The organism is Neobacillus sedimentimangrovi, from assembly GCF_010614825.1.
Lineage (GTDB): Bacteria > Bacillota > Bacilli > Bacillales > Cytobacillaceae > Neobacillus > Neobacillus thermocopriae.
Genome location: NZ_JAAFZF010000002.1, coordinates 111,218 through 135,905, shown reverse-complemented (window position 1 = coordinate 135,905; position 24,688 = coordinate 111,218). Strand labels below are relative to the sequence as shown.

Sequence of the window (24,688 nt, the reverse complement as noted above, 5' to 3'; positions counted from 1 at the left end):
AAAATTTTGTCGTTTAATCAATCGTTTAATTAGTTCCTCTTCTGCGTTACGAAATATCCATTCTTCTAATATCACAAAATATTTTTTTCATCTAACTAATCGTTTGATTAGTCTAAGTGATAACTACCGCAAAATAAGTGATAGTTAACGCAAAAAAGGTGATAATTTAAGTAAAAAAAGCCTTTATTCTTCTAGCTTGTTCGACAATATAAAACATATAAACATTAAAAACATGAAAACAAGATATTAAATAAAACAACAACAAAACAGTTATAGTTATTGTTGTTGTTTTAATGATGATATTATTGTTTTCTATGATACACAACATGTAGATATGCGTAATGCAATGAATATATTTACATGTTCATTTGAGTACCAAAACTATGTAGGAGAACAGCAAAAGAATTACTTTGTTTCTAAAGAAACACTTATAAACAAATTAAAAAATACAACACATAAAGAGGAATTTGATCATTTACTTAAATTATTGCGGATGTTTAAAGCACCTAATGAAGATATAGTAAAAATAATGCTTAATTCTGAAAATGAATTGAAGATATAAGGAGAAATAATGAACAAAGAACAACTAATAAAAATGTTAGAGCCACATAAAGACGCACTAAGTACTGTAAAAAAATAGGATTAATATACAAAGAACATAACTTCCCTCCTTCTATAAATCTCATTTATCATTTTGGTTCTTGGAATATGGCTAATGGGATTATGTAATGGAACATATTATCCAAAATAACAAACGTTACGCAGTAGATTTGTATTGTGAAAGAGTGAAAATAATGAGGTAATGTTACTTATTGTATTTTAGAAAAAGTTATTAATTTACAATTTTTCTAATTTCCTTCTGCAAACTCGATCTCAAGTGAGGATTCGTCGGTAAACTCACTTGAGAACACAAACTTAAAAACCCCAATCACCGATGGGTTCGCCCGTAGGTGAATATATTAGCATTATATCTAGATATTTACTATGATCATTTTTAGGAAACTTAACTAATATAACATCTCTTTTTTCAGGAGTATTTGGCAAATCACTACGCCATAATGAAAATGATTTATCCTCTTCACTCAATAAAGGTGATGTTTTCCATCCATATACCTCAGCGTCGACTGCATATCCCGTTTATTTGTATTCTAATTTTCCGTTTCTCTCTTCTTCGGTTCTACTGAGTAATTGATATGCAATAAAATCATATTTTTCATGATCATGCCAAGATAGCATTTCTTCAACTTCTTTTTTTGCCTTTTCTTCCGCTTCTTTTAGTTCTTGTTTTGTTTCCTGTTCAATTCTAATCTCATCTTCTTTCGATAGAGTTGGAGTTTGATTACTACAAGCAACTAATAATAAAAAAGGCAACAAGAAAACGAAATTTTTCATGAGTAACCCCCTTTTTTCTTCTTTGTTATGGCTATAAAAAATTTCCCATATTTGAATATGGTACGGATTTATAGATTGATCATCACTTTAACGACTCTTGTTCACAGACGCCATACAGGGCATTTTTGCGCAAAAAAGCTATGCCCATTTTGGTTTACCTTTAAAGCGTCCTTGGCCCTTTTTAGCAAATTTTAGATGTCTCCTTCTTCTAATTTTTTATTTAAAAGTACGTAGTCCTCTTTATTAAACATTATTGCTACTTTATCTAATCTATCTCCTCCAGGATATAAGTATAATTGCTGCTCGAATCGTATTCCTAAAGGTGAAACAGTTTGATGGATTAGATTTAAGATTTTAAAGCATTCTAAATCTACTCCTTCTTTTAATTGATTTTTTACATAAATAATTACAAAATCTTCAATTTGTTCAAATCTAAGCCTTCGAGGGGAAATATTATTAGCTTTACACAGTCTTTCTAATAGATTTTTATAATGATTATTTTTCTCCAAAATAAATTACCTCTCCTTCCATTTTATGTGATTATATAATAAAAATGTAAAATATAGAAAATAGAGGGGATTTATGAAAAAATTTATTTTCACAATAATTTTTTATGCTTTTTTCACTTGTATTAGTTACTCCAGCATTTGCTAATGAGCAAGATAATCAAGAACTAGAAAGATTATCTCAAACAGGAAAAATTATTTATAAAGATGATGAAATTACAGTTATAAGTTTCGATAATGATTCCGAAATTTCTAATGCTATTTTCAATCACCCTAATAGTGTTGTAAATGAAAATGGAATAAGTAGTAGTGATAATATTATTATGCCTTTTTCATCAGTTACTGGCCCTGGAGGACGAGCAAGTATTGTAGCTGGTGATTCATGAAGAATTGTGTATTGGTCTGTAAAACCTGCCACTGCTTGGCCATATCATTTTTCAGGTCTTGTAAAGTTAAGATATTATTCTGGATTTAAGAGAGATGTGGTTGTTGGTGGTATGGGAGCTTTAGGATCAACTGTTAGTGGTGCCGTATCCATGAACAAAAATAATGGTGGAGTTGCGTATCTATCAGGTACAGCATATGCATTATCAGGTAGTAGATACCGAGTTTTACCAGGAGTTTCTACTACATTTAGACCAAATTAATCTATTAACAAAGAGCATTGATTTCAAAATCAGTGATCTTTTTGATTACGTACTTGTCTGTACGATTATATTATAGGGGACGTAGTCGCTGATAAAAATGGAATCTGATAAAAAGCTTAATATCTAGGCTCTGTTAAAGAATAATGTTGATTTTCTTCTTCAACTAACGGAAAGGTTAGTTAAATAAAAAACTCATTTAAAATAAAGTGTGTTAATATACAAATTAAACCATATTTAGGGGGTGTGATTATGTTTGTACATAAGATTGATGAGGAAGTATCTTTGAAGTTAATAGAATTAAAAGATGCGGAAAGGATTTTCGAATTAACAAATAATTCAAGAGAATATCTACGCGAATGGCTTCCTTGGCTTGATACTGTAACAAAAATTGAAGATACGAAAGATTATATAAAACTATCCTTAAAGGGTTTTGCTGAAAACAAGAGTTTGAATACAGTTATACTATTTAATGGAGAAATTGTTGGAGTTTCAGGTTATCACACGATAAATTGGTCACATAAATTTGCATACATTGGTTACTGGCTTGGTGAAAAATACCAAGGTAAAGGAATTATGACTAAAGTAGCTAAGGCTTTGACTGATTATGCTTTTAATGAATTAAAACTAAACCGAGTTGAAATTAGGGTTGCCGTGGAAAATAAGAAAAGTAGGGCTATTCCAGAAAGACTGGGGTTCGTAAACGAAGGACGTATTAGACAAGCAGAATGGTTGTATGACCATTATGTTGACCATATTGTTTATGGAATGTTAGCTGAAGATTGGAATAAAAAGTAGCTACTTCTTCTTTAACTAACAAGGGCGTTAGTTTAACAAGAGCAAGCATATGAAAAGACTGACATAATCAGTCGGCCTTTTTTTAATGTAAAAATCAACATTCAAATTTAACAGAGCTAATATCTAAAAAAAGGTGGAAGAAAAATTACAGACTATCTTCCACCTTAAAATTTATAGTTGCTTTTCTATCTGTCTTATTATATCCCGAGAAGAAGAATTAATTACTTAAGAATTAGAGAATTTAATAGTTTCCAAAGTAATTATCACATTTTTTTGATCTACATAGATGAAAATTAAAGATATTTTATTAATATTAGAGTGAAACCATCCGTCCTTTAAGTAAGGAAAAAAATCTACGTTTATAGAATCCTTAGTAGATTTTTAACACCCCACCTTTTTCTACTCGTTCTTACCGAAAATTCCCGCATGATCCCCGTACCTCCATTAAGGGGTTTTGGTGGTAAATTCTCTAGCCATATCCCTTTTTTCATTTTTTTATAAAAAAAATTTTCCACCCCCCTGTCCTTTTCGTCTCCCAAACCCTATATAGAGGGTGAAAGGAGGTGATGAATGATGGCACAATCCTTATTAGTTGGCACAAAGCTAAAAATGGTATTCCAAACTGGCATCGATGATGACGGCAAACCAATTTTACGAACTAAAACGTTTAGCAATGTTCGTAAAGAAGCAACAGCCGACCAATTATTCCAAGCAGCAAACGCACTTGCCGTTTTATGCAATGATCCGCTAAACACGTTGGAGCGTACAGACAGCTCCGAAATCATTGCTTAATGGAAGGAAGAAAGCAAAGGCCTGTCCCACCAACATTTAGGACAGGCCCCACAAAAGAATGGAGGTGAATTAAATGGCAAAAACATTGGAATTAGAATTCGGCACAGAGTTTGGGAAAACGGCCCGAATTTCGTTAGAAAACCCGAAAGAGCCGATTGATGAGGCTCAAGTCAAGCAATCCATGGAACAAATCATTGCATCTGATGTTTTCTTTACGGCTACCGGTAAATTAGCCGTAGCAAAAGGCGCACGCGTAATTGACCGCAATGTAGTCGAATATGAATTGGCAGAATAGGCAACTAGAGGCCGGCTTCACTAGTAAACCGGCCTCTCTCCAATAGCAATATAAACGAATGGCCCCAGAAAGGAGTGAATTCTCATGGATCAACTGATTCCACTCATCAGCGAGGTCGGATTTCCGATCGTGGTAACCCTCTTTCTACTCTATCGGATCGAAGCCAAGCTAGATTTAGTGGTCCAGTCGATACAGAGTCTGCCCGAGCGGATGAAAGTGTAATTGTCACCCAAAACGTCCTATTTCACAGGGCGTTTTTAATTGAGAATATAACTTTTTAGACAGCTCCCCATATTCCCACTTTCAAACTATGTATCAAGCCCAACAGTAGATATAGATTATTTTACCTAAGAAAATTATCCTGTTTTTTCTATTTTATTGTAAAAAAGATAGGAACATTTTAACACAAAAGAAAAATATTTCATTATAATTTTCTCGTATACAAATATAAAAGGGGAGAACTAAACAAATGAAGAAAGCTTTATTGGCGATTCTTACTTTATTACTAATCGGAGGTACCGGTTATTTTGTTTATAGTAAAGTAGGAAATTCAAAATCAACAACAACAAAAATTAAAGAAAAGGAAATCTCAAAAACGGAAACAACCGAAAATAGTAAGCAAGTTCAAAAAGAAAAAAAGAAAAAGGAATCAAACAATTGGAATGGTGAGTGGACTCGTGTCTCCGTAAGTGATCCTGGGACGTTAAAAATTAGCAATTTCAATGGAAAGACGTTTGACCTTGCTGTTGAAGTTTTAAGCGGTGCGAATACAGGTGGAATTGATGGAAAAGCAACTGTTACGGGAAAGACGGCTATTTTGGTTAACGATGAATTTAATTGTCGACTCGATTTAACATTGAATAAAGATTCTATCACAGTCAATGAAACAGAAGGTTGTTATGAAATTGGCGGAATAGGCACGCACTTTGGAGGAGAATACAAAAATCAATCAGCAGCAGCAAAGACTCCAAAAGCTACTTTATCTTCAGGAAGTATTATAGATGCTAATAGTGATAAAGATATCCAAAAGTTATTAGGTAATGACTACGATACATTGGTAGAAAATATGCAAATAATTGATTCTTATGAGCTTGAAGATACATTAGTTTTTGAAGGCGGAGTTCGTGGACTCTATACCTTAAAGGAAGGGATTATTGTAAAGGACCCATTTAACCATTACTATATTGGCAGTATTATAAATGATGGTGAAAAAGTAAAATTCTATACGAATGATATAACTTATAAAAATAAACTTCATCCAGTGGTAGATGAGTGGAGACAAGATTTCGCTGATTACCCAGTTGAATATATTTATAAAAAAATTGATTAGGTCATGTATTTATAAAAGGGGCTGTCTAAAAAGTCCATTTAAGAGAAAAATGAACCCAAATTAAAAACCCAAGAATGTTGATTTAACAGCATTCTTGGGTTTTATTTCGGCTGAAATACCACTTTCCGGACAGCCCCTTTTTCATTGAAAAAGGCTCTCCTTCGAATCCTTCCTTCTCTGCTCTAAAATTTTTATAATTTTGTAAAAATGATGAATCTTTCTTTCATTCATTACGTAATATGATGAAACTCCCTCTTTTGGGCAGGGCTACATAGGATCAGCATATCCCATGAAAGGAAGGAAAATGCATGACCGTATTGGAAGTAAAGCATTTAAAAAAGTCATTCGGTTCCATCGAAGCGGTTCGCGACATTAGTTTTTCGGTAAATGCAGGAGAAGTATTCACCATTATCGGTCCAAATGGGGCTGGAAAAACCACGACACTTGAAATGATTGAAGGCTTAGTTCCTCCCGATCAAGGAGAAATTCGTTTTCAGAACTTAACCTGGGACAAAGATGCCGTAGCCATTAAGAAAAAAATTGGTGTCCAGCCTCAATCGAGTGCAATGTTTGATTTATTAACCCCAAAAGAAAATTTGGACCTCTTTGCCACCTTCTATGATCAACCTAAATCGACAGAAGAAATTCTAGAACTTGTCAATCTCACCGAACACCGAAACAATCTCGTCAAACAATTATCAGGGGGGCAGCGTCAAAGACTGGCCATCGGGCTGGCGATGATTAGTAATCCCGAAATCCTCTTCCTCGATGAGCCAACAACTGGGCTAGATCCACAAGCACGTCGAAATATTTGGGACATCATCCTCCAGCTAAAGTCATTAGGCAAAACGATCATTTTAACTACACATTATATGGAAGAAGCCGAAAAATTGAGTGACCGCATCTGTATCGTCGATCAAGGGAACATTGTCACATTGGATTCCCCCTCTGCCCTTATCGAAAAACTGACAAAAGAAAGGGAAGTAAGGCTCTCTTTCCACGATGAAAAAACAACAGCAGAAGCCGAACATTTTTCAAAAAATCTTGACTCCGTCATCCGGACAGAGCGAGATGATACTACCTTAAAACTCTGGACGGTGAAACCAGAGGACACCCTACATGACTTATTTCAATTCACAAAAGAGAACGACTATCAAGTCGAACAAGTTTCCATTCGCGAAATGAGCCTTGAAGATGTCTTTATTGCTTACACAGGCAAAGAATGGAGGGATTAAGTTGAATAACTGGCAGCAGTTTAAAAAAATGTTCATGACCCAATTAAAATTAACCCTTCGGGAAAAACAAGCATGGTTTTGGGGAATCTTTTTCCCTGTCATCTTAATGGTCATCTTTATGGTGATATTTAGCGACAACTCCGATGATGAATTTAAAACGGAAGTAGCGATAGTAAAAGAACATCCAAATCCCACGTCTGACATGCTGTTCACGCAACTGAGTCAACTTCCAATCCTAGAAGTGAAATCTGACAAACCTGTCAGTAGAAAACAAGCAGAAAAATGGGTGAAAAACAAAACAGTCGATGCAGCGATCGTGTTTCCTGAAACCGAAGGCGGAGGCCAATTTGTCATTTTGGTTAATAAAGAAGAAGAACAAGGAGTGACAACTCAGGTCATCTCAAGTGTTCTCGATAAATTTGTACAACAGGCAAACTTAACTGCCGTAGGGGCAACGCCTTCCTTTGATGTCCAATTTGAATCCATTTCATCCGGAAATGCAGACTTAAGCTATACGGACTTCCTATTAACCGGAATGATTGCTTTATCCATTGCTCAAGGCGGAATGTTTGGCATGGTGGATTTAGTAGAAATGAGAAGAAAAGGATTAATCAAAAGACTGAGGATGACGCCTGCGAATATGGGCATTTTCGGGCTAAGTGATATGATCATGAGATTGTTATTCAGCATTGTTCAAATCCTTCTCTTATCACTCATCGGCGTATTTATATTTGGAGCCAATTTGTACATTAACTACCTCAGTCTGGCCATCGTCTTTTTATTTGGCGCCCTGTCCTTTAATGCACTGGGATACTTTATTTCTTCGATCAGTACGACGCAAAATGCCTATATGGGGATCGCCAACATTTTCAGCTTTCTCATGATGTTCTTAAGCGGGATCTTCTTTCCAATTGAAACAATGCCTGAATGGCTTGTACCTGTATCCAAAGTCCTTCCACTCACCTATTTTGCTGAAGGCCTGAGAGACAGCATGGTGTATGAAACAGGAGTCATGTCCAGTACACTTTGGTTTGGGATTGGGATTTTAGTCATATGGGGCGCTCTATCCTTTCTTGCTGGTTCCCTCCTGTATAAAAGAAAATCCATTGTCGCAACAAGATAATCACGAAAAAGGCTGGTTCCACTCGGGACCAGTCTATTTTTTCAAACTTATTTTCTTCTATCTATTTAATCTACCATTTTGATCATCTACCAATTTTTCCAATAGGTAAAATTTCCTAGAAATAAAGTCAGATTTTTCTAACATTTAAGATTTTATACCCATTTACTTCCTAGCCATTTAGAAGGAAAATAAAATCAGATTATTCGGATAACGAATAATCTAATCTATGAAAAGGGGGAAAAAGAGTGAAACAAAATAGTAGATTGAAAGTATTTTCCAGCATTACAGCCTCTACCTTAGTGGCTGCGTCCTTATTTGCCGGCACTTTTGCAGGAACGGCTACACCTGTATCAGCCAACCAAGGAAACATGGCTGAATCAGCACCCATCGACTTAAATATTGTGGATCAAGACAGACTAGCAAAAGCTTTACAGAAAAGAGGAGTTATCTCAAAGAATGCTAGTAAAAAAGAGATCCAGAAAGCTGTAAGCACTTACATAAGAAAAAAAGAAAGCAAAAAGCCTGGTAAAAAGCATTTAACCGATGAACAGAAGAAGTTTGATAAGAAAACAAAAGATTTCATCACCAAGCAAAAGGACAAGCTAGCCAAACAGCTTCAAAAAGGACATGGAAACTATAAAAAAGGCAAACCTAATGGACCCGTCAAAGTAAATCCTGCGAAACAAGCAAACTATAACGGTCCCGTACGCACAGATAAAGTGCTAGTTTTATTGGTTGAGACGGAAGATTTCAAACATAACCAAGTTGTGCAAGAAGAAGGTTATATGTACTCTGATGACTTCAGCAAACAGCATTACGAAAATTTACTGTTCGGTGATCAAGAATTCACTCTTTTCAATGGAGAAAAAATTAAGACCTTTAAGCAATTTTATGAAGAACAATCTGGTGGAAGCTATACCGTGGACGGTACGGTTTCTGAATGGCTGACCATTCCAGGCAGCCTGAAAGACTACGGTGATGACCATCCAGACGGTGGTCACGACAACCTAGATCCACTTGGGCCACGTGACCTTGTAAAACGCGCCCTTGATGCGGCAGTAGTTTCAGGCATCGACCTTTCCAAATTCGATGAGTTTGACCTATACGACCTTGATGGAGACGGTAACCAATACGAGCCAGATGGACTAGTTGATCACTTAATGATTATCCATGCAGGTACTGGTCAAGAAGCTGGCGGCGGATCCCTAGGAGACAATGCGATCTGGTCACACCGCTGGGTATTAAATGGCGTGTATGCGGTTCCTGGATCAACGGCTAAAGTAGATTACTGGGGCGGCAAAATGGGAGCCTTTGATTACACCATCCAGCCAGAAGATGGCGCAGTGGGCGTTTTCGCACACGAATTTGGACATGACTTAGGACTTCCTGATGAATACGATACCATTTACAGTGGACATGGTGAGCCTATTGGATCCTGGTCCGTCATGAGTGGTGGTAGCTGGAACGGTAAAATTGCCGGAACGGAACCAACGAGCTTTTCTCCGCAAAACAAGGAATATTTCCAAAAAATCATGGGCGGCAACTGGGCAAACATTACCGAAATCAATTATGAAGACATCGATAAAAATGGGGTCGCAACGGTCATTGACCAAAGCGTCACAAAATCGAAAAACCCAGGCATTGTGAAAGTGAACCTTCCTGGTAAAGAAGTAAAAGGCATTCAAACAGACTTTGGCAACCAATATTACTATAGCCAAAAAGGGGACGACCTTCATACAGCCCTCGTCACTCCAGAGTTTGATTTGACCAATGCAACTAATGCGAAGTTTACGTATAAAGCAAACTTTGAAGTGGAGTACGATTATGACTTTGTCTATGTCAATGCGATCATCGATGGACAAGAAACGTTAATCGATACGATTGGTGACGAAAACACAGCTGGCGGAATGGAAACAACTAACGGAAAATGGATGGACAAAGAATATGATTTAAGTGCTTTTGCAGGGAAAAAAGTGAAGCTAGCCTTTGACTATGTAACAGATGGCGGTTTAGCCCCTGAAGGCTTTGCAATGGATGAATTAAAATTAATCGTCGATGGTAATGAAGTATTTGCAGATGGCGCAGAAGGAACTCCAGCAGTTACACTTGATGGATTCATTCAAACGAATGGAACATTCCTAAAAGACCACTACTATTACCTTGAGTGGAGAAACTATGCTGGTTCTGACAAGGCACTAGCATTCTCCCGCGGCGTAAAATATAATACGGGATTAGTCGTTTGGTATGCAGATGATTCCTACACAGATAACTGGGTTGGTGTACATCCTGGCGAAGGCTTCCTTGGGGTAGTGGATTCTCACCCTGAAGCGATTGTCGGAAAACTAAATGGCTCTGACTCCATCAATCAAAGTACTCGTTACCAAATCTCGGATGCTGCCTTTACTTTAGACAAGGCACCGGCTTGGACGATCGATTCTCCAACCCGCGGCATCTATGAATATCCAGGACTACAAGGAGAAACCCTTTTTGATGATTCCAAATCCTATATGAACTCGCTCATTCCTGATGCCGGACGCAAGGTTCCTAAATTAGGTCTTAAATTCCGAGTCATTGGAGAAGCCAAAGACAACTCTGCTGGTGCAGTTTGGATCTACAAATAAAACATTGTAAAGACATCGGGATTTATCACCCGGTGTCTTTTCTGTTTCCCTCACTGTAAGCCCCTATCCCAATCCCTCCCCTAGCCCACCAAAACATAGGTATGATATACCACGAAAAATGGAAGGATGTAACCGAGCACATGAACACAAATATATAATTAGCTCCGTTTTTCATGGACGAGCAACGGAATTTGTAAAAAGGAGTAGAAACCATGACCGATTTTTCTAATGACATTCATATTGGTGAATTAATAGCCGTTTCAAAAGTGTTTCAGATCAATACATATCGAATGTTAACATTACTAGAAAATGGTTCCATTGAAGTATTCGAAAATAAAGAAGCATTTATCAAGAAATATGGAGATAAAGAATCCTATGGTGATTTAGAATGGTGTGAATTAAATAATGGAAAAATTTTCACGATGCTTAAATAGGAAGGAACAAGAAAACAGGAAAAGGCCATCCAGAAGTCAAACAGTTGACTTTCTGGACAGCCCTAATCCATCAAGCGAATGCGGACTTTTTTTCATGCAAAGCTTCCTATGTCTAGAACAATTTCGCCAATAAGCTTAATAGAATTCCGACAACACCGAAATCAGAGTCACCGAATGTTGTGCCTTCAAATCCTAGTGAACCGAGAACAGGAAGTAATAGAGCCGGTAGGAAAGAGATTAATAGACCGTTCGCAAAGGAACCAATCATCGCCCCACGTCTTCCTCCTGTCGCATTCCCAAAGACACCTGCAGCTGCTCCTGTAAAGAAATGCGGAATTAATCCAGGAACAATGACTTTTAAGCCAAAGACAGGAAGTAAAAACATCGAAAGAAGACCTGCAAGAAAGCTAAATAAGAAACCAATAATAACGGCGTTCGGTGCAAATGGGAACACCGCTGGACAATCCAAAGCTGGTTTGGCATCTTTCACAACTTTATCCGCAATCCCTTTAAAAGCGGGAACAATCTCAGCAATGAGCATGCGTACGCCAGCAAGAACCACATACACCCCAGCCGCAAACGTGATCGCTTGCATGAGAGAAAAGACTAAGAAATTCACTCCGCCACTTAACTCTGATTCGACGAAATCCTTTCCAGCCGCCGGAGCGACAATTAAGAATAAGATGGCCATCGTTAACGACATCGCTACCGATGTATCCCGGAGAAACCCAAGTGATTTCGGAACCTTAATATCTTCTGTCGTTTTCGATTTATCACCGAGATACTTCCCAATAAGCCCAGATGTAAAATAACCAAAAGATCCAAAGTGACCGACAGCAATACTATCATTACCAGTAATTTGGCGTACAAATGGTTGCAGCATAGCTGGCATGAAAACCATTAATAATCCTAGAATGATTGAACCAATGATAATTAATGGAATACCCGTCACTCCACCTGTCGCAAAAACAGCAGAAATTAAACAAGCCATAAATAACGTATGATGTCCGGTTAAGAAAATATATTTAAATGGCGTAAAACGGGCAATGACAATGTTCATGACCATCCCAAAAAGCATAATCATCGCGGTTTCTCTACCAAATGTTTGCTGTGCGATGGCAACAATCGCTTCATTGTTCGGGATAATTCCTTGAATATGGAAAGCCTTTTCAAACATCTTTCCAAAAATGTCGAGAGACCCTATTAAAATGGAAGCCCCTCCTCCTAAAATAAGAAATCCCATAATCGTTTTTAATGTACCGGAAATCACATCGGCAATCCCTTTTTTCTGAAGAATGAGACCAAATAGGGCAAATAATCCGACAAGAATAGCCGGGGTGCCTAATATATCATTCATAATAAAATCCAACATACCTTTCCCTCCTTTTAAGGTTACTTTGTCAACTCTATCTTTGATCTAGTAATCTATCGATTTTCCAGTTATACTAAAAATGGACGAATTTTTCATGGCTGACTCAAAAGGGCGCTGCTCCCTCCTTATCTGCCAGGGATGAGGAAGGGAGATTGGCCGCTAGTTTGTAGAGTCAGCTTTTTTTAACAACCTTACAAGATGTGCTTCTCAAGGGCGCTCTTTAATTCATTTTGATCTAAAATATTTGTAAGGCCGACAACTGTACGTGTGCCATCATCTAATACAGCAATTAAGTCCTTGGAACCAAGATATAAATCTGCCTTTTCAGTCTTAGCTGTCGTTAAATCTGTATGTGATACTTCTGCTTCGACACCTAATTGACCTAAAACATTTTTTACATTCATCTCGACAATAAAGCTGCTTCCTAATCCATTTCCACAAACAACAAGAATTTTTTTCATTGATGTTTCCTCCTTATTCTTTCGAAAATTGGTTAATGATTTCTTCCACTTCACCTGCGGTTTGCGCAGTTTTTAATTTTTCAAGGGTGGTTCCATCTGATAACATGTTCGATAGCTGTGATAAAGCCTTTAAATGGGTCTCATTGTCAACGGCAGCGAGAACAAAGAATAGATGAACTTGGTGGTCCGGTTTGTCAGAGAAAGAGCAGCTTTCCTTCAACCGAAGAAAACTCATACCCAGCTTATTTACTCCTGCATCTGGCCGGGCATGTGGCAAGGCAATTCCTGGCGCAATGACAATATATGGCCCCATTTCCTTTACATTTTCAATCATGGCCTCCACATAACTTGTTTGAATCGATTGATCCGCGACCAGTGGTTTCGCCGCCATCTGGATCGCTTCCTCCCAGCTCTCCGTCTTGTCGGCAAATTGAATTTTATCGATGGTTAGCAATTCATTTAACATCGGTTTATACTTCACCTCCATTTTCTCTTTTTTGATTTGGTAAAAACTCTTTAATTCCTGATAAAGCTTTTCTTCCTGATGAATATCGGCATATTTTCGAATAATAGAAAGGAGTGCTTCGATATCAGAACCTTCTCCATCAGAAGTAGACTGAATTTGTTTTAGAAGTAAGGTTTTTTCTGCATGATTCAAGATGGGATGAACGACATAAACGGGTCGACCTTTTTCCTCAAGCGGCGTAGTGGAAATCACGAAATCCATTCCCGCTAAGTTAACCTTTTCATACTCTCGAACCGTCAGCACTTGAACGACATCCACGGTTGGAAGCAAGTCTTCAATTTGCTTTTGTAAGATACGGGATGTCCCGATCCCACTTGCACAAACCACCATGGCTTTTTTTCTTTTGGCTACCTTTACGCCCTCTTTATCCAACCATCCGCCAAAATGCATTGCGATATAAGCAATTTCATCGTCTGAAACAGGTTTCCCAAGCACATATTCAAAATGGTGGACCACCTTTTTCGTTAGAACAAATAAGTCATGATACGTATGCTTTAATGATTCGGATAAAGGATGGTCATACTCAATCCCATATTTAATCCGGAAAAAGGCGGGTTTTAAATGAATATATAAGTTTCGTTCCAGTTCCTGACGATTTTGAAAAAAGACACAAGCCAGTTTTTGAAAATCATCGACCATCAACTTAATCATCTGTTTTAAATGAACGAGTTGTTGATTTTCCACTTCGCTCAGACGGTAATCACTAATTTTCGCTCCTAGAAGATAAGTGGTTAAGTAAAAAACCTCATCTTCCGGCACCGAAACTCGGAATGCGCTTTCAACTTTTTGACAAATAAAATGGGCGGCCTGATATTCCGTTGTTTCCTGAATGACTTCCTTTTCAACCGGGTCCATTTGAATGTATTTCCCTTGAGTAAACCGCTTGATCAATAGAAATAAATGAGCACTTAAAGCCTGGATGACCTCATCTGTATAATGAATACCCGTAAAGCGCTCACATTCATTGATAATTTCATAGATTCGCTCAAGGTCTGACTGCTGAAGCAAATCCAAAGGCAATGGGTCTTTTGAATGAACCGTCATTTGAATTTCCGATAATAATTCATTCCAGTTGCGATTCGTCATCACTTGAGACAAAAAGTAGAGCAACAATTTTCTTTTGTCCTGTTCTTGTCCTTCGATATAATAGCCTGAACTTCTTTGAAATTTCAGCTGCACATGAAAGGGAATCAACTGTGCTTTCAATTGTTTCATGTCCGAAAGCAAGGTACTTCGGCTCACATTTAATTGTTCCAATAAATCTTGAAGAAAGATTTTATTCTCCCGGGTGAGTATCAAAATCGCCGCCCAGGCCATTCTTTCCCTTGGAGAAAATTCATAACTCTTTTTCTTATCAAAGGAAGCTAGTTTTTCTTTAACTCGCTTCTTCCCTTCTTCACTTAAATAAAAACCGGCCGATCTGACATAACTCAGCAATTCTATATCCTGATCCTTCAGCCAACCATTAATTTTTTCAACGTCATAATAAACAGTACGTTTAGAAATTTTCAGTTCTTCCATAATCTCGCTTGGAGAGACATAGGCTGATGCATAAACCACTTTATTCAAAATGGCCATACATCGTTGGTCTAATACCATAAGCGTGCTCCCTTCCTCCCGTATGTCTAACAGGGCCCTTCTATACGATGAAGAAAGTGTAAACTTTTTTGCAATGATTGGACTGTTATGTCCATTTTTGTCTATCTACTATAAATATACTACTTATATCGCTAAATAAAAGTCCAATTGTTGTGTGTGGAAGTTTGCAAGAATTGGACTCTTATTCTCTATGACTTTTTCTCGTGTATAAAGAGTTTTTAGACCCTATCCGATCTTATTTCTTATTTTCCTACAAATTTTCCCAATAAGTATTACCAAATTCCCTGTAAGGGTTTCCAAAATTTGTGATAATATGAGGGTGTATCGATACATTCTAATAGAAACTGAGGTTTGCTTTCCGTTGCCGCGGCCGAAAGTTGAATACTAGTAAAATCGTATGGTTAGGAGATCATGAAACTTCTTTGTTCTTACATGAAAACCATACATAAATAAAGACCCAAAAACGAGGGAAACAGGAGGAAGAAGAAATGAAAAAGATCTCAAAACTACTAGCCAGTGCGGCCGTAGCTGTCAGTATATTTAGCTATTCTATTGGCACCGCCGATGCAGCTTCACAAGCAAAAACTTTAACTCTCCCAAGTAGTTACGGAACATTAACATCCAATGCTTGGAGATCCGGTCTTACTTCAAGTGGAAATACTTATCAATTTGAATATCAAACATCGGCTGTCTACTCAGGTAGTAAAACGGTAGAGTGGATCAAAACGAGCTGGGAAACTTGTGCTTCATTACGAAATAGCGCCTCCATGTCCATTGGTGTTTCTGGCGACGGAGTATCTGCTAGTGCCAGCAGCTCTTGGCAAAATATATGCGCAAGCGCTTATTGGCAAAATTCCAATGGAAGTAAAGGAGCCTACTCTAATCGGAGAAATGCGGTAATTAAGCCTAAATCTGATTACAGAAGCGGCACCGTTTCCATCCAAAACGAAGCAAAGGTTAAATTAAAAGGAGATGCTAGATCCTGGGCCATCAACGCATCGGTCTAATTCTATTCAAATGACAATTTCACAGGGGCGGTTCTTGTGCTTCCAGCTAGAAGAACCGTCCCTTGGTATTTGGGGGAACAATCATGAAAAAACAATTAGCCATCATTTTGGGAATGATTCTAACATTATTCGGTTGTAGTCGGGATTCGAGTGGAACGGAGGAGATCTTAGGCTGTTCGAAAGAAAACTGTATTCTTGTATACGATGGGGTGGAATACATCACCTATGACACAACGTCCAAGCAGCGGACAGGAAAAATCAGCGCAAAAGAAAATGATTTTCAATACAGGCTGAGTAAATACGATCAATACATTTCCTATGGGAACTCCGTCAGTTCAGAATTTAAGATTATGAAAAGAGTCAACGAACGACTAGAAACGATATATGTCCATCCTAGTAAAACCGAAGCCATCTTTCCCTTTGCTTATGTCAAAGATGAACCTATTTTCGCAGTGATGGATTACAATGGCAATGAGCAAAGATTCGTAGGACTCTTTCATTTAAAAAAGAATCAACTAGAACAGCTTCCAACGAAACAAAATGAAAAAACAAAAAAAATCTTTGGCATTGGTATTTCTGCCAATGATCAAATTTACACCTTATTACATGAAGATGGTGTCCAAAATTTATACAAAACAAACATCAACCTGTCGAAATTTGAACTCATTGCCAAGGATGTAACTCAAAATCTCAGCACCCTCTATGGAGACGTATGCTACATGAAAGATCAAACCTTGTATTGTGGCAAACAAGTCTTAACCAAACTTCAACCTAAGACCGTATTAGCATGGGTCGTCGGGGATCAATATATTCTAGAAGTCGATGACATAGGAAATTACGAAGTCTGGGCCGTCAAAGACAAACAACTTCTCTTATCAGGAAACAAGTTTATCGGTTTTGACGAAAAGTCATCCGAAGTACGAATCTACAGCGAAGGAAAAATGGAAAAGTTAGGGGACTAAAAACATGAGTGTCGCATTAAAACTAGAAAACATAAACAAACATTACACCCATCAGGTGCTGTCAGATGTGAATTACACTTTTAGCCAAACAGGTTTATATGCTATCTATGGCATTAGTGGCAGTGGAAAATCAACCTTATTAAACCTGATCGCCGGTTTTGAAACACCAGATAGCGGCCGGATCCACGCCTCCTATCATGGATTAGAATATGTAATGCAAGAACATATGCTTTTAACAAACATTACAGTGAGAGAAAATCTATATCTGAAACTCAATCTTACCGACAAAAAGGTAAGTGAATATGATTCACTCATTCTCGACACATGCAAAAAGCTGAGCATCGAGCAGCTCATCGATAAAAAAGTATCCGTCCTATCCGGAGGAGAAAAGCAGCGGGTGTCACTAGCGCGAGCCTTACTAAACGTCCCTGATGTCATCCTGTTAGACGAGCCGACAGCAAGTATTGACCATGATTTAAAGAGCGATTTATTGAAATTATTGCTACAGCTCTCTAAAGAAAAGCTGATCATTGTGACCACACATGATCCATTAGTGAAAGAATATGCCGACATCACGTTATACCTAGAAAGAGGTCATTTGCATGAATAAAAACTTAGTTGTGAAGATCCTGCGGAAGAAAACACACCGCTACCTTACCATTTCGGTCATCATCCTAGTGGTGTCCCTAACGATGATCAACCTAATGTTCTCTTACTTGGCCAATCAATACTACATGATCAACAGAGATTATTTGACGAACAATAATGTCAAAGTCATTCATGTAGATGGAAAAGCCGAACAAGGCAATTCCACACAAATTGAGCTTCAGGATGTACAGAGCATTAATACCCTCTTGGAAAAAAAGGGACTAGACAATAAGGCAAAAGCCTATCCTATTTATATTTTACCAACGGTCTTTGACCACTCTTTAGAAACTGGCATTTCACTGATGGGCCTAAGTGAAGAACTAGCCTTTCTAGTGAGTGAAAACTGTACATTAAAAGACAACCATATTTGTCTACCAAAAGCAGATGTGAAAGAAATTCAAATCAAAATCCCTGTAATTGAAGAAAAAGACGGAGGTTTTTCATCTAATGAAACAACGGATGTCACATTGACAGCCGAACAAGGGGCGACCAATGAAAATGCGATCCTAATCCATTCCATCCCGAATAACTACCAGGCCTATATCAATGAAAATGAAGCACATCAATTCTTGAAAACGATGTTCCAAAACTCACCAAACAGTTTCGAATACATAGAGCAATCGCATTTAGATAAAGTGATAGTGTATGTAAAGGACATCAAAGATGTCGATACCATTGGGGAACTATTAAAAAACCATGACTATTTCACCAGCTATACTTTTAATAGCTTTGAAAATTTTTCAGCTAATATCAGTTCAGCCCAGCTAATCCTGATCATTCTAGGAATCGTTTTTCTCATCATTTCCATTATCACAGCCGTTTTACTGATGGTGAATTTTATGAGAATCCAAAGAAAAGAAATGGCCATTCTAAAATTGATAGGATACGAAACAACGTCTATTTCTAGCATTTACACCCGATTACTGACCAAAATTCTCGGTAGGATCTTCCTTATCACTGTCCTACTCTATTTGATTAGCTATCTCTTCAAATGGATTCCGATCAGTTTTTCCTATTTCTTGATCATCATCGGTATCGATCTCCTCATCCTGCTAATTACCCTAGCCTTCGTCTACTTATTAGGCGTAAAGAAGATGAGCTCATTGCCGATGATCGAACTACTTAAAAAAGGGAAAGAATTTGAATAACAGCGAACAGGCGGACTTTGTCCGCTTTTTTTATTCTCCTTTCCTTCTTTCAACCATCTAATTCCCTCCTTCTCTTTTTCTACCAAATCTACTCGAAATGAAAAAAATCGGCGTTAAATTTGAATTTCGAATGGAAAATTCGTGAGTTTGAGAGCGTTTTTCACTTCAAAAATGAAATGGTGCAATTCGATAGAAACAGTTTAATCCGGTATGGTGGAGATACCCGGGAATTCACTGGCTAAGCGCGCTTTCCTGAAAGGACCTAACACTTGGAAAGCTTTGAAAAAATCGTCGAACAATACGAGCCGATGATCCATAAGATTATCCACTCCCTCCACCTATACAACAAGGATGAATTTTATCAACTCGCCCTGATTGCCCTTTGGGAGGCGAGCCAGCGCTTTGAAGCGGAAAAAGGAAGTTTTAGTAGTTATGCCTATTCGTTTATGAAAGGTAGATTACTAGATGAATTGAGAAAACAAGCAAAAGAAAGCGACCATCATTTCTGCCCAAAAGAGGAATTTTGGGAGGTGGCTTCTGATTCTTCTCATCCATTCATCGGAAAAGAACTTCTCATTGACAGTAGCCAGATTCTATCCCTAAACCAAAGAAAATGGCTATACTACCACATGCAGTACGGATTGACCTTGAAAGAAATAGCAGAAAAAGAAAATGTCTCGGTTTCTGCCGTCAAACGGTGGCGGTCAAGAGCCATAGTGAAATTAAAGAAATGGATAAGCGAATCATAGATTTTTCAACAACAAACAATGTGGGTATTTTTTACTATTACTTTTGACACAAAATGTTACGAATTTTTCAACAAATTAGTGCCAATTTTGTAATTTTTTGTGTTAAAATTTTTGATAGAAGTTATGACAATATAATGATAACAGTGACAATCCCCCTTTCCACTCTGACACCCCAGACAACATCACTGTTTTTCCATATCTCATCTGACTATTTTTCATCTATAGAAATGGCTTGAGCAAAAAATCCCCTGTCCTCTTTATAAGAGGCAAGATTTTTATATACAATGTAAGCGTTTTACACTAAGGGAGGTGAGGAAAATGTGAGGCATCTTGTTTGGAACAAACAATGAGTAAGTGGTCAGAACAAGACGGCACTCTTAGCATTGGGTAAGATAGCATCTAAATTTTGATAGTATATCTTTTTTCCACCATTATTCAAACTAGACCATAAGGAGAGGTTTCCATTGAATATCGAAAAAAATTATATTATCAATGAAAATTTTATGTATATGACAGGTTACCATGACCGATTCGGCAAGCTTTGTTCCCTTGTACGGGAGAACAATCGAACGTTTATGGTGGATCAGTCCCCACTGGAAATTTTATCAGACAGTATCAGAAGTATTGGCTTTAATTTAAAAGGAGCGATAGAATCGGCTAAATGGCATCTTGGCAATATTCCGATGTGCCCATTCATCGTTAATCCGATATGCAAAATTTGTGTGTTTCCAACTAAATCAGCGAACAACCCAGAAACCATTTGGTTTAACCCCGATCACATCAAAAGAACGAAAGGAAACTTAAACCACACCATCGTCACATTTAGTAACGGATTTGATCTCAAAGTTCCATGTCGGCTTTCTTCCTTTAACACAAAACTACAAAATGCCGAGCAACTAATCAAAATGATCCTGGGAAAAACGCCATCCCATTAAACCATGTGTATCCATATAACCGCAACAAGGAAGGACATCATACATAAGAAATTCAAAGGGTTTCCCCAATAAAAGGAACTCTTGATTCGTAGTAGCAAGCGACCGAAAATCTATTGCTGCTATTCTATAACAAAATCACCATACCATTGGGGCGGTTTCACGACTTCCTCTTTTCTTCCTATAGCGCTGACAAACCAATTCGCCCCCATGGTCACCCAATTTGGTAAAATCCATAGACTCGTCCCCCTTGATCATTTATCAAATAAACACTATAGGGCTTTTTTGTATCCAGTTCTTTTAAACACTTCTTCATTTCTTCGTGATCTGTCGCTTCCCTTCCTAACGATTCCAGCCAAATTCTTGGATAGGAAGGTACAGGTAATTTCAGTTCATGTCCCTGTTCCGTGTATAGGAAGCAGAATTGATTTTTCATTTGATAGAATTCTAGCGTGATATTCTTTAACACCTCCCTATGGTCTATTACCATGCTGTGTTTTAGCCGCTGACTGATTAAGTAGTCCAAAATGGTCACCAACACCATTCCATTCACCCTTCCAGCTCGTCTTACTACACTATATGAACAGAAAGGGGAAAGATTCCAAATGCAGAAAGATTACTAGTTTCCCAATCGGGGGAAAAGGCAAAACGGGAATGTTAATGTTTATAAAAAAAATGAGAAATCTCCATTTGAATGGTTTCCTCTCAACTTGCCTCGGTATAGTGGAATGGCACTTACATCTACTTTTTAAATAACTTAACGAAAAAGAAGACTACACCAATAATGAAGGCTAATATCAATATTGGTATGAATATATTTAATGACATATCATTCCTCCAACATAGAGTTTCTAACTCTATTTTACACGAAATTGTAAAATAATTGGATAAAATTATATATTATGGAAAAATTATGATGGTTCAATCCTAATACTCGTAAACTTTGATAGATAGCAGTCAGTTTAAATAGAAATGCCGGATATACATCAAAAGCCGAGAAAGCTCTCCTTTCTCGGCTTAATCTATTCCCTATTCCAACCAGTAGCACCCCTATAGGTCATGAATAACGATGTAGCTGGCTTTAATAGGGCCATGTACGCCTACAACTAGGTTTAATTCGATGTCGGCAGAGTTACTTGGGCCGGTGATGAAATTGATGCAGGAGGCAACGCGACCTGTCTGTTGGTGGATTTCCCGCATTTTCACGGCTGCCTGGGTGAAGCGCGGAACCAAAGTGCTTTTTGGAATGAGCATAATAGACGTAGCCGGCAGGAAGTTGATGGTCCGACCGTGGTCTTTGTCAGAAAAGAGAACGACCGTGGCTGACTCAGCTAAGGTGATTTCACTGATGGTGATGCCGACATTGGCCTGTTCCGCACGGCGTACATTTTCATCTCCTAATGTATAATCCCATTCGAACACATCCATATCACGGGAAGGCCATTCCTTCTTTAGTAAAGAATCGAGCCCCCACTCAGCGAAACGCTCGTCTTTACTAATGACCACTGGGCCTCCGCCGTATCCTTCAACCACTTCATTTAAAACAGCCGGCAATCCTTTCAGATCGGTCTCATACAAGTTCGTATGAATCTTTTGGCAATGAACCTTCATGATTTCGAGCAGCTCATCCGGACTCGCGCCCTTAAATACCTCATGCTGTGGCTGATATTTCCACTCAGGACGCGGAATGGGCCCGGACAAACGTGGCCGATTTAAGCTTTTTGAGATTTTATTTAAAAATGAATCCCGATTGTGAATCGTCCCGATCTTTGCCATGTTTATTCGCCTCCCTTTTCGCGGTTTTTGAACCAATCCCGGAATCGTTCCTTATTCGGTGCCGGGAATTCGCGAATTTCCGTCCATGCCTTGAGCGGGCCAGGTCCTTTGGAGATTTTATCCCCAACCGTAAATGGATTCATTGCGACCGGCGCCATTTTTGAGCCCATATTATAAAGAGCTGGCGATGCGGCTCCAAGTCCAAATGCCTTCATCAACATCTTTTCTGAAAACGGTGCTTTCCCTTCCTTTTCTACAATCACTTGACGATGTTTATGCAATAGCTGATGAAGCGGAATTTTCACCGGACATACTTCTGTACAGGCACCGCAAAGGGTCGAAGCATATGGAAGCTCCTTAAAGTCATCATAGCCACCCAACAATGGTGACAGAACCGCTCCCACCGGTCCTGGATAAATCGAACCATACGAATGGCCGCCGATATGACGGTACACCGGACACACATTGATGCACGCACCACAACGGATGCACTGCAAGATCGATTGAAACTCTGTGCCGAGAATATCAGAACGTCCGTTATCGACAATCACCAAATGAAATTCTTCCGGACCATCCACATCGAGTTCCTCTCTCGGACCCGTGAGTACCGTAATATAACTTGTCAGTTTCTGACCGACTGCGCTACGTGTCAGCATGCTGACCAGTACTTCCATTTCCTCGAAGGTTGGAACCAATCGCTCCATCCCCATCACTGTAATTTGGGTTTTCGGTAGCGCCGTAACCAAATCGGCATTTCCTTCGTTTGTGACTAAACAAAAAGATCCTGTTTCCGCAACAGCAAAATTACAGCCGGTAATGCCGAGATCCGCTTCCAAAAACTTTTCTCTTAATGTCACGCGGGCATGGTAAGCCAACTCTTCTGGTGTCGATGTTTTTGTATAACCGATCTTTTGGGCAAAAACATCACGAATCTGCTCTTTGTTTTTATGCAAAGCCGGTACAACGATATGGGAAGGCGGATCATGATCATCCAATTGAAGAATGTATTCGCCAAGGTCCGTTTCCACCACCTCGCAGCCTTCCTCTTCCAGCATGGCGTTCAGACTGATTTCCTCCGTAACCATCGACTTGGATTTGACTATTTTTTTGGCCTTTTTCCGCTGCACCACACCGCGAATATATTCATTGGCCTCTTCCTTCGTTTGTGCAAAAAAGACATGGCCACCACGTTGCGCAATATTTTCACTTAATTGCTCCAAATAGTAATCTAGATTGGCAAGGACATGCTGGCGGATTTCTTCTGCATGGTTACGCCAGTCTTCCCAGTTACTTAATTCATCCGTGGTCACCACCCGTCGCTTGACCCCCATTCCGTCCTGGGCCCCGGCGACCGCACCACGCATGAAGGAATCATGGATTCCTTGTTCGACCCGGTCATTAAATTTCTCCGTGCTTATCTTCATGGCCATTGGTACTTCCCCCTATTATGAAAAAAATTAACGGCTATTCAAAACCTCGGCAATATGCAGAACTTTAATTGGTTTCCCAAGACGTTCCATTCTGCCCCCAATATTCATCAAGCAAGCGGCATCCGCGCCAACCAAATATTGGGCACCCGTTTCTTCGACATGATGGACTTTTTCATCCACCATCTGCTCGGAAATGGCCACATTTTTCACGGAAAATGTTCCACCAAATCCACAACAACGTTCTTTTCCTGGTAATTCGGTAAACTTCAGCCCTTTGACATTTTTTAATAGAATCATAGGCGGTTCCTTGACACCAAGAAGCCTTGTCATGTGGCATGAGGTATGATACGTGACATTCCCTTCAAACCGGGCCCCGACATCCTCAATCCCCAACACCTCAACAATAAACTGGGTCAGTTCATAGGTTTTATCGGCTAGTTTTTGTGCCCTCGGTTCCCATACAGGATCCCCTTTGAAAACATGGGGATACTCTCGGAACATAAACGCACAAGAACCGGATGGAGAAACAATGTATTCCGCATGCTCAAACGTTTCAATCATCCGCTTCATCGCTTCTTTCGCTTCTTTTACATATCCACTGTTATAAGCAGGCTGGCCGCAACAAACTTGGGAGGGTGGAAATTCCACTTCACATCCAAGCCTTTCTAACAATTCCACCGTCGCTTTTCCGACATTGCTTTGGAATAGATCCACGATGCACGTAGCAAAAAGTGTAACTTTCATCCTTTTCTTCCTCTCTTTTAACCGATAAACAGGTCATCTGATGACTTAACACTATTAATATTTTATATCTTACAACAGAAACACACCATGTTGAAAGGGATTTCAATAAAATATTTTTAATATTCTACCTATTTTTTTAGATATGAACGTGTAGCAGCGAACCG

Annotated in this window: 26 protein-coding genes; 17 read left to right on the top strand and 9 right to left on the bottom strand. The window is 38.7% G+C overall.

The features are described from left to right. Positions 1–1,137: 1,137 nt before the first annotated feature. On the bottom strand, positions 1,138–1,392 hold the full coding sequence (locus tag GZA11_RS02040; RefSeq protein ID WP_163182708.1) for a hypothetical protein: 255 nt from the start codon (positions 1,390–1,392) through the stop codon (positions 1,138–1,140). Positions 1,393–1,583: 191 nt separating this feature from the next. Next, on the bottom strand, positions 1,584–1,901 hold the full coding sequence (locus GZA11_RS02035) for a hypothetical protein (RefSeq protein WP_038537515.1): 318 nt from the start codon (positions 1,899–1,901) through the stop codon (positions 1,584–1,586). Between the two features lie 104 nt (positions 1,902–2,005). Between GZA11_RS02035 and GZA11_RS02030 the strand changes: the two genes are divergently transcribed. The 11 genes from GZA11_RS02030 (at position 2,006) to GZA11_RS01980 (ending at position 11,170) form a co-directional block, all read left to right on the top strand. Beyond that, positions 2,006–2,284, top strand: a complete 279-nt coding sequence (locus GZA11_RS02030) for a hypothetical protein (protein ID WP_163182707.1) — start codon at positions 2,006–2,008, stop codon at positions 2,282–2,284. Positions 2,285–2,290: 6 nt separating this feature from the next. After that, a complete protein-coding gene (locus GZA11_RS02025) occupies positions 2,291–2,545 on the top strand; it encodes a hypothetical protein (protein WP_163182706.1) in 255 nt (84 codons plus the stop codon). A gap of 249 nt (positions 2,546–2,794) precedes the next feature. Continuing rightward, positions 2,795–3,340 (top strand): GNAT family N-acetyltransferase, encoded by a 546-nt coding sequence (locus tag GZA11_RS02020; RefSeq protein ID WP_038537520.1) that lies wholly within the window; start codon positions 2,795–2,797, stop codon positions 3,338–3,340. A gap of 573 nt (positions 3,341–3,913) precedes the next feature. After that, positions 3,914–4,132: a DUF1659 domain-containing protein gene (locus GZA11_RS02015; protein ID WP_163182705.1), complete on the top strand. Its 219-nt coding sequence runs from the start codon at positions 3,914–3,916 to the stop codon at positions 4,130–4,132. Between the two features lie 73 nt (positions 4,133–4,205). After that, entirely contained in the window at positions 4,206–4,427 is a 222-nt protein-coding gene (locus GZA11_RS02010) for a DUF2922 domain-containing protein (RefSeq protein ID WP_038537522.1), read from the top strand. An 84-nt stretch (positions 4,428–4,511) separates the two neighbouring features. After that, positions 4,512–4,649, top strand: a complete 138-nt coding sequence (locus GZA11_RS02005; RefSeq protein WP_038537524.1) for a YvrJ family protein — start codon at positions 4,512–4,514, stop codon at positions 4,647–4,649. A 247-nt stretch (positions 4,650–4,896) separates the two neighbouring features. Beyond that, the gene (locus tag GZA11_RS02000) at positions 4,897–5,757 is read left to right on the top strand and encodes a hypothetical protein (protein WP_038537526.1); all 861 of its coding nucleotides are present in this window, start codon (positions 4,897–4,899) and stop codon (positions 5,755–5,757) included. A gap of 308 nt (positions 5,758–6,065) precedes the next feature. Beyond that, entirely contained in the window at positions 6,066–6,992 is a 927-nt protein-coding gene (locus tag GZA11_RS01995; RefSeq protein ID WP_163182704.1) for an ABC transporter ATP-binding protein, read from the top strand. Then, positions 6,952–8,115, top strand: a complete 1,164-nt coding sequence (locus tag GZA11_RS01990; RefSeq protein WP_235212178.1) for an ABC transporter permease — start codon at positions 6,952–6,954, stop codon at positions 8,113–8,115. The genes GZA11_RS01995 and GZA11_RS01990 overlap by 41 nt, the downstream gene beginning before the upstream one ends. Positions 8,116–8,360: 245 nt before the next feature. Further along, positions 8,361–10,736 (top strand): immune inhibitor A domain-containing protein, encoded by a 2,376-nt coding sequence (locus GZA11_RS01985; protein WP_235924811.1) that lies wholly within the window; start codon positions 8,361–8,363, stop codon positions 10,734–10,736. A gap of 212 nt (positions 10,737–10,948) precedes the next feature. Continuing rightward, positions 10,949–11,170, top strand: a complete 222-nt coding sequence (locus GZA11_RS01980) for a hypothetical protein (protein WP_038537532.1) — start codon at positions 10,949–10,951, stop codon at positions 11,168–11,170. Positions 11,171–11,282: 112 nt separating this feature from the next. Here the strand turns inward: GZA11_RS01980 and GZA11_RS01975 are convergent, their stop codons facing one another. The 3 genes from GZA11_RS01975 to GZA11_RS01965 form a co-directional block, all read right to left on the bottom strand. Beyond that, entirely contained in the window at positions 11,283–12,542 is a 1,260-nt protein-coding gene (locus GZA11_RS01975; protein ID WP_163182703.1) for a PTS ascorbate transporter subunit IIC, read from the bottom strand. 191 nt (positions 12,543–12,733) lie between these two features. Then, a complete protein-coding gene (locus tag GZA11_RS01970; protein ID WP_163182702.1) occupies positions 12,734–13,003 on the bottom strand; it encodes a PTS sugar transporter subunit IIB in 270 nt (89 codons plus the stop codon). Between the two features lie 13 nt (positions 13,004–13,016). Further along, a complete protein-coding gene (locus GZA11_RS01965; protein WP_163182701.1) occupies positions 13,017–15,128 on the bottom strand; it encodes a BglG family transcription antiterminator in 2,112 nt (703 codons plus the stop codon). A 488-nt stretch (positions 15,129–15,616) separates the two neighbouring features. Between GZA11_RS01965 and GZA11_RS01960 the strand changes: the two genes are divergently transcribed. From GZA11_RS01960 to GZA11_RS01935, 6 genes are all read left to right on the top strand, one after another. Beyond that, on the top strand, positions 15,617–16,135 hold the full coding sequence (locus GZA11_RS01960) for a hypothetical protein (protein WP_051968223.1): 519 nt from the start codon (positions 15,617–15,619) through the stop codon (positions 16,133–16,135). 83 nt (positions 16,136–16,218) lie between these two features. Then, entirely contained in the window at positions 16,219–17,097 is an 879-nt protein-coding gene (locus GZA11_RS01955) for a hypothetical protein (RefSeq protein WP_163182700.1), read from the top strand. 4 nt (positions 17,098–17,101) lie between these two features. Next, positions 17,102–17,707 (top strand): ATP-binding cassette domain-containing protein, encoded by a 606-nt coding sequence (locus GZA11_RS01950; RefSeq protein ID WP_163182699.1) that lies wholly within the window; start codon positions 17,102–17,104, stop codon positions 17,705–17,707. Further along, entirely contained in the window at positions 17,700–18,893 is a 1,194-nt protein-coding gene (locus tag GZA11_RS01945; RefSeq protein WP_163182698.1) for an ABC transporter permease family protein, read from the top strand. Before GZA11_RS01950 ends, GZA11_RS01945 begins: the two co-directional genes overlap by 8 nt. Before the next feature lie 269 nt (positions 18,894–19,162). After that, on the top strand, positions 19,163–19,642 hold the full coding sequence (locus GZA11_RS01940) for a sigma-70 family RNA polymerase sigma factor (protein ID WP_163182697.1): 480 nt from the start codon (positions 19,163–19,165) through the stop codon (positions 19,640–19,642). Between the two features lie 464 nt (positions 19,643–20,106). Further along, positions 20,107–20,577, top strand: coding sequence for a competence protein ComK (locus GZA11_RS01935; protein ID WP_163182696.1), 471 nt, complete (start codon positions 20,107–20,109; stop codon positions 20,575–20,577). Between the two features lie 211 nt (positions 20,578–20,788). Here GZA11_RS01935 and GZA11_RS01930 read toward each other — a convergent pair whose 3' ends face one another. The 4 genes from GZA11_RS01930 to GZA11_RS01915 form a co-directional block, all read right to left on the bottom strand. Continuing rightward, positions 20,789–21,115, bottom strand: coding sequence for a hypothetical protein (locus tag GZA11_RS01930; protein WP_204317735.1), 327 nt, complete (start codon positions 21,113–21,115; stop codon positions 20,789–20,791). Positions 21,116–21,624: 509 nt separating this feature from the next. After that, positions 21,625–22,350 (bottom strand): LutC/YkgG family protein, encoded by a 726-nt coding sequence (locus GZA11_RS01925; protein WP_163182694.1) that lies wholly within the window; start codon positions 22,348–22,350, stop codon positions 21,625–21,627. 2 nt (positions 22,351–22,352) lie between these two features. After that, complete coding sequence (locus GZA11_RS01920) at positions 22,353–23,780, bottom strand: LutB/LldF family L-lactate oxidation iron-sulfur protein (RefSeq protein WP_163182693.1); 1,428 nt, start codon at positions 23,778–23,780, stop codon at positions 22,353–22,355. Positions 23,781–23,807: 27 nt separating this feature from the next. Next, complete coding sequence (locus tag GZA11_RS01915; RefSeq protein WP_038537560.1) at positions 23,808–24,524, bottom strand: (Fe-S)-binding protein; 717 nt, start codon at positions 24,522–24,524, stop codon at positions 23,808–23,810. Between the last annotated feature and the right edge of the window lie 164 nt (positions 24,525–24,688).

What these genes read in the sequence shown, in the direction of transcription:
- GZA11_RS02015 (WP_163182705.1), top strand. Translation starts at nt 3,914, where the DNA reads ATGGCACAATCCTTATTAGTTGGCACAAAGCTAAAAATGGTATTCCAA.
- GZA11_RS01955 (WP_163182700.1), top strand. Translation starts at nt 16,219, where the DNA reads ATGAAAAAACAATTAGCCATCATTTTGGGAATGATTCTAACATTATTC.
- GZA11_RS01970 (WP_163182702.1), bottom strand. Translation starts at nt 13,003, where the DNA reads ATGAAAAAAATTCTTGTTGTTTGTGGAAATGGATTAGGAAGCAGCTTT.
- GZA11_RS02020 (WP_038537520.1), top strand. Translation starts at nt 2,795, where the DNA reads ATGTTTGTACATAAGATTGATGAGGAAGTATCTTTGAAGTTAATAGAA.
- GZA11_RS02010 (WP_038537522.1), top strand. Translation starts at nt 4,206, where the DNA reads ATGGCAAAAACATTGGAATTAGAATTCGGCACAGAGTTTGGGAAAACG.
- GZA11_RS01960 (WP_051968223.1), top strand. Translation starts at nt 15,617, where the DNA reads ATGAAAAAGATCTCAAAACTACTAGCCAGTGCGGCCGTAGCTGTCAGT.
- GZA11_RS01965 (WP_163182701.1), bottom strand. Translation starts at nt 15,128, where the DNA reads ATGGTATTAGACCAACGATGTATGGCCATTTTGAATAAAGTGGTTTAT.
- GZA11_RS01945 (WP_163182698.1), top strand. Translation starts at nt 17,700, where the DNA reads ATGAATAAAAACTTAGTTGTGAAGATCCTGCGGAAGAAAACACACCGC.
- GZA11_RS01925 (WP_163182694.1), bottom strand. Translation starts at nt 22,350, where the DNA reads ATGGCAAAGATCGGGACGATTCACAATCGGGATTCATTTTTAAATAAA.
- GZA11_RS01990 (WP_235212178.1), top strand. Translation starts at nt 6,952, where the DNA reads ATGTCTTTATTGCTTACACAGGCAAAGAATGGAGGGATTAAGTTGAAT.
- GZA11_RS02030 (WP_163182707.1), top strand. Translation starts at nt 2,006, where the DNA reads ATGCTTTTTTCACTTGTATTAGTTACTCCAGCATTTGCTAATGAGCAA.
- GZA11_RS01950 (WP_163182699.1), top strand. Translation starts at nt 17,102, where the DNA reads ATGAGTGTCGCATTAAAACTAGAAAACATAAACAAACATTACACCCAT.
- GZA11_RS01995 (WP_163182704.1), top strand. Translation starts at nt 6,066, where the DNA reads ATGACCGTATTGGAAGTAAAGCATTTAAAAAAGTCATTCGGTTCCATC.
- GZA11_RS01920 (WP_163182693.1), bottom strand. Translation starts at nt 23,780, where the DNA reads ATGGCCATGAAGATAAGCACGGAGAAATTTAATGACCGGGTCGAACAA.
- GZA11_RS01980 (WP_038537532.1), top strand. Translation starts at nt 10,949, where the DNA reads ATGACCGATTTTTCTAATGACATTCATATTGGTGAATTAATAGCCGTT.
- GZA11_RS02040 (WP_163182708.1), bottom strand. Translation starts at nt 1,392, where the DNA reads ATGAAAAATTTCGTTTTCTTGTTGCCTTTTTTATTATTAGTTGCTTGT.
- GZA11_RS01915 (WP_038537560.1), bottom strand. Translation starts at nt 24,524, where the DNA reads ATGAAAGTTACACTTTTTGCTACGTGCATCGTGGATCTATTCCAAAGC.
- GZA11_RS02005 (WP_038537524.1), top strand. Translation starts at nt 4,512, where the DNA reads ATGGATCAACTGATTCCACTCATCAGCGAGGTCGGATTTCCGATCGTG.
- GZA11_RS01975 (WP_163182703.1), bottom strand. Translation starts at nt 12,542, where the DNA reads ATGTTGGATTTTATTATGAATGATATATTAGGCACCCCGGCTATTCTT.
- GZA11_RS02000 (WP_038537526.1), top strand. Translation starts at nt 4,897, where the DNA reads ATGAAGAAAGCTTTATTGGCGATTCTTACTTTATTACTAATCGGAGGT.